Origin of the sequence: Microbacterium esteraromaticum, assembly GCF_900163815.1 — a bacterium.
Classification (GTDB): Bacteria; Actinomycetota; Actinomycetes; order Actinomycetales; family Microbacteriaceae; genus Microbacterium; species Microbacterium esteraromaticum_B.
In genome coordinates this window covers 1-1,385 of record NZ_FUKO01000024.1, presented here as the reverse complement: position 1 = coordinate 1,385, position 1,385 = coordinate 1, and the positions used below count along the sequence as shown (strand labels likewise).

1 protein-coding gene is annotated in these 1,385 nt (G+C 65.1%); it reads left to right on the top strand.

Annotated features, from left to right (window positions below; translation table 11 throughout):
* The first annotated feature begins 135 nt into the window (after window positions 1-135).
* Window positions 136-1,296, top strand: a complete 1,161-nt coding sequence (locus FM104_RS10935) for an IS481 family transposase (protein WP_087132282.1) — start codon at window positions 136-138, stop codon at window positions 1,294-1,296.
* Window positions 1,297-1,385: the final 89 nt, after the last annotated feature.

Sequence of the window (1,385 nt, the reverse complement as noted above, 5' to 3'; positions counted from 1 at the left end):
GGTGTCGGAATTCACCACATCGTTGACGGCTGATCGTGGGAAATCTGCTCATGATCGTTGACAGGTGAGTCGCGTCATGGTTGACAGGCTGCTGGTCGTGATCGTTGACCGATGAGTCGGGACATCGTTGACGGCATGAAGCCGAAGAATCTCGTCATCGTCCGCGCCGTCCACGACCAGGGGCTGTCCCACGTCGAAGCCGCGGCCCGTTTCGGGGTAACCCGACAATGGGTGCATACTCTCGTGCGCCGCTACGAGGACGAAGGGCCCGACGGGGTCGCGCCGCGCTCGCGCGCCCCGAAGACCCGACCCGGCACCACCGTCCCCGCGATCCGAGACAGGATCATCCAGCTGCGCCGCGAACTCACCCGCTCCGGCGCTGACGCCGGCCCCGTCACGATCGTCTGGCACCTCGAGCAGGAAGGCCACCCCGCCCCCTCCACCTCGACCATCCGGCGCATCCTGCACACCGCAGGGCTCATCACTCCCGCCCCGAAAAAGCGCCCCCGCAACTCCTACATCCGCTTCCAAGCCGACCTGCCCAACGAATGCTGGCAAGCCGACATCACCCACTGGTTCCTCGCCGACGGCACCCGCATCGAGATCCTCGACTTCCTCGACGACCATGCTCGCTATCTGCTCGATATCCGGCCCGCGGCCGCGTTCACCGGCCCGATGGTCACCGCCGTGATGACCGAACTCATCCGCCGCTACGGGCCACCGATGTCCACCCTCACCGACAACGGGCTCGTGTTCACCACCCGCCTGGCACGCCACAAAGGCGCCCGCGGCGGATTCGAGAAACTCCTCGCAGCCCACGGCATCACCCAGAAGAACGGCCGCCCCGGCCACCCGCAGACCCAAGGGAAGATCGAACGCTTCCATCAGACCCTCAAACGCTGGCTCAAAGCACACCCGCTGCCCGACACCATCGACGACCTCGCAGTCCTGCTCACCGAGTTCACGACCTGGTACAACACCCGCCGCCCACACCGATCTCTCGGCCGCCGCACCCCCGAACAGGCCTACACCGACCTCCCCAAAGCGACCCCGACCAGCACCAGCGACACCACGGAATGGCGCTCCCGCACAGACAAAGTCGATAAGAACGGGAAGGTCACCATCCGCTACGCCGGCCACCTCCGCCACCTCGGCATTGGCCGCGCCCACACCGGCACACCCGTGCTCCTGCTCGTCCACGACCGCGACGTCACCGTCAGCAGCATGAACACCGGCCAGATCATCGCCGAGTTCACCATCGACCCCGCCAAGAACTACCAGCCCAAGAAACCTTGACCACCGCAGTCAACGATGACCCGACTCACCAACACCCCGTCAGCCGTCAACACATCAGACAACAAAAAAGCCCTGAGCCGCGACAAGTT